The organism is Streptomyces sparsus (assembly GCF_054776295.1).
This window is the reverse complement of the sequence record NZ_BAAHCA010000652.1, coordinates 1-2,808: the sequence shown is the minus strand read 5'-3', so window position 1 is coordinate 2,808 and position 2,808 is coordinate 1. Positions and strand designations below refer to the sequence as shown.

2 protein-coding genes and 1 pseudogene are annotated in these 2,808 nt (G+C 73.2%); 2 read left to right on the top strand and 1 reads right to left on the bottom strand.

Features of this window, described 5'->3' with window-relative positions; all coding sequences use genetic code 11:
* Positions 1–129: 129 nt before the first annotated feature.
* Positions 130–1,521 (top strand): FAD-dependent oxidoreductase, encoded by a 1,392-nt coding sequence (locus tag ACYVE9_RS21680; RefSeq protein ID WP_461029562.1) that lies wholly within the window; start codon positions 130–132, stop codon positions 1,519–1,521.
* A 58-nt stretch (positions 1,522–1,579) separates the two neighbouring features.
* On the opposite strand, the gene ACYVE9_RS21675 is transcribed toward ACYVE9_RS21680, so the two are convergent.
* Positions 1,580–2,230, bottom strand: a complete 651-nt coding sequence (locus ACYVE9_RS21675; protein ID WP_461029561.1) for a VanZ family protein — start codon at positions 2,228–2,230, stop codon at positions 1,580–1,582.
* A gap of 247 nt (positions 2,231–2,477) precedes the next feature.
* On the opposite strand from ACYVE9_RS21675, the pseudogene ACYVE9_RS21670 reads away from it, so the two are divergent.
* Positions 2,478–2,808: pseudogene (locus ACYVE9_RS21670) on the top strand (S1 family peptidase); the annotation flags it as partial.

The window sequence follows — 2,808 nt, the reverse complement described above, 5'->3', positions numbered from 1 at the left end:
CGTTGACGGCACCCGCGCCGGGGGCCGGGGCCGTCGGGCCGGCCCGCGGCACGGAGTGTGGCAGAGTCGGCACGGGCGTCCGACGTGGGCACGCCCGGTGGGAGAACCAGGCGGAAGAGGGGCAGGGCGATGGCGGCCGGTCAGCGGATGGTGGTCATCGGTGGTGACGCGGCGGGCATGTCGGCCGCGTCCGCGGCCCGTCGCCGGCGGAAGGCCGGCGAACTGGAGATCGTCGCCTTCGAACGCGGCGACTTCACCTCGTACTCGGCGTGCGGCATCCCCTACTGGGTGGGCGGCGAGGTCGACGACATGGACGAGTTGATCGCGCGCAGCCCGCAACAGCACCGCGCCCGCGACATCGACGTGCGCACCCGTACCGAGGTGACCGAGATCGACCTCGACCGCCGCCGGGTGCGGGCCCGCTGCGGCGACTCCGGAACCGAGAGCTGGACCGGGTTCGACCACCTGGTGATCGCCACGGGCGCCCGCCCGGTGCGCCCGCCGCTGCCCGGCGTCAACGCGCCCGGCGTGCACGGCGTGCAGTCCCTCACCGACGGGCAGGCTCTGCTGACCGAGGTGGACCGGGTCCGGGACCGGACCGAGGCCCCCGACGCCGTCGTGGTGGGCGGCGGGTACATCGGTGTGGAGATGGCCGAGGCGCTCGTCCGCCGGGGCTACCGGGTGACGGTCCTGGACCGTGCCGAGCAGCCGATGTCCACCCTCGACCCGGACATGGGCGCGCTCGTCGCCGACGCCATGCGCGGTATGGGGATCACCACCGTCACCGGGGCGACCGTCACCGGCGTGGAGACCGCCGAGAACGGCCGCGCCTGCGCGGTCACCACCGACGACGCCCGCTACCCGGCGGACCTGGTGGTGCTCGGCCTCGGTGTACGCCCCGAGACGACGCTCGCCCGGGACGCCGGGCTGCCGGTGGGTGACGCCGGCGGTCTGCTGACCGACCTGTCCCAGCGGGTGCGGGGCCAGGAGGGCGTCTGGGCGGGCGGCGACTGCGTGGAGGTCACCGACCTGCTCACCGGCGGCACCCGGCACGTCCCGCTGGGCACTCACGCCAACAAGCAGGGGCAGGTGATCGGGACCAACGTCGGCGGCGGGTACGCCACGTTCCCCGGGGTGGTCGGCACCGCCGTCAGCAAGGTCTGCGCCCTGGAGATCGCCCGTACCGGTCTGCTCGAGGAGCAGGCGACACGGGCCGGGCTGCGCTTCGTCACCGCCGTCATCGAGTCGACCAGCCGTGCCGGGTACTTCCCCGGGGCGGCGTCGATGCGGGTGAAGATGCTCGCCGAGCACCGCACCGGGCGGCTGCTCGGCGTGCAGATCGTGGGCCGCGAGGGCGCCGCGAAGAGGGTGGACGTCGCCGCCGTCGCGCTCACCGCGGGAATGACGGTCGAGCAGATGACCGCGCTCGACCTCGGTTACGCGCCCCCGTTCTCCCCGGTGTGGGACCCGGTGCTGGTGGCCGCGCGCAAGGCGACGTCTCTGGTGCGGTCCGGCTCCTGACCCGGCCGCCGTGCGTTCCGGGCCCGGAACGCCGCGCCCGGGCACTTCGGCTCCGGGGTCAGGCCGAGTCGGACGGTTCGGGCTGCTGCTTCGTGCGCCGCTGCCACCAGCGAGGCCCCCGGGGGTGCACCGCGCGCCCGAGTCGCCGCCCGATGAGGAGGTAACCGAGCAGCGCACCGGAGGTGTTGAGGATGACGTCGTCGATGTCGAAGGTGCGCCCGGTCACCAGTGCGCCCTGCACCAGCTCCACCAGCAGCATCACGAGCGCGGCGGTGAGCAGGACCATGAACAGGCTCCGGGTCCGCCGTGCCAGTACCGGGAGCAGGATCCCGAAGGGCACCCCCATCGCGATGTTGCCGCCCAGCTGCTTGACCGCGTCCTTGAAGGCGGGCTGCGAGAGGTAGTTGGTGATGGACGCGCCCGGATCGAGGTTGCTGTACGTCAGGCCCTCGGAGGCTGCGGAGGGTTCGAGGGTCAGCCGGGAGAGCACCACCGCGAAGGCCACCATGCCGAAGAACGCGAGCACCATCAGCAGTACGCGCAGCGCGGGACGGGGGCCTCGGCGGCTGTCGGGTGCCGGGTCGGGCCCGCCGTCCGGCGCGCGGGGCCCGTCAGGCTCGGCCGGCTCTTCCGCGTGTTCGGAAGCGGCCTGAGAAGCGGTGGCCTTGGGAGCGTTCGCCGGTCGGCCTTGGGACTTTGAGGTGCGCACGAGCGGCTCCACGATAGGAGTGAGCGCTGACTCGGCAGCAGTTACCCCTCCCGGCCGATGCTATGCACCACTGACCCACACCGCGTCTTCGTGCGCCCGGTGTGCGCGGGGACGGGCGACCGCGAAGCGCGTGCTTGGTATGGACATGCCCATGCGGGATCCCTACTCTGCCGGGAAGGCATGAGAGCGCTCTCTTCACGCCTCGTGTTCCGCCCCCACGTCATGGAACAACAGAAGGGCAACCGCTATGCGACGTCGCCACGTTGTAAGCACCGGCCTGTCCGCGCTCCTCGTCCTCGGCAGTTGGGGAGCCGCCGGCTTCGCCCCCGCCGCCGCCGCGGAGACGAAGGCCGAACCCGCCGCTCCGCGACTCCTCCAGGCGCTCCAACAGGATCTCGGCCTCTCCGCCGCCGAAGCCCGCACTCGCCTGGCACAGGAGTCGACGGCCGTCGAGGTCGAGCCGGAGGCCAGGCGCGCCGCGGGGTCCGACTACGCCGGCTCCTGGTTCGACGCCCGCTCCGGCAACCTGACCGTCGCCGTCTCCGACAAGAGCCGGGCCGCCGCCGTGCGCGACACGG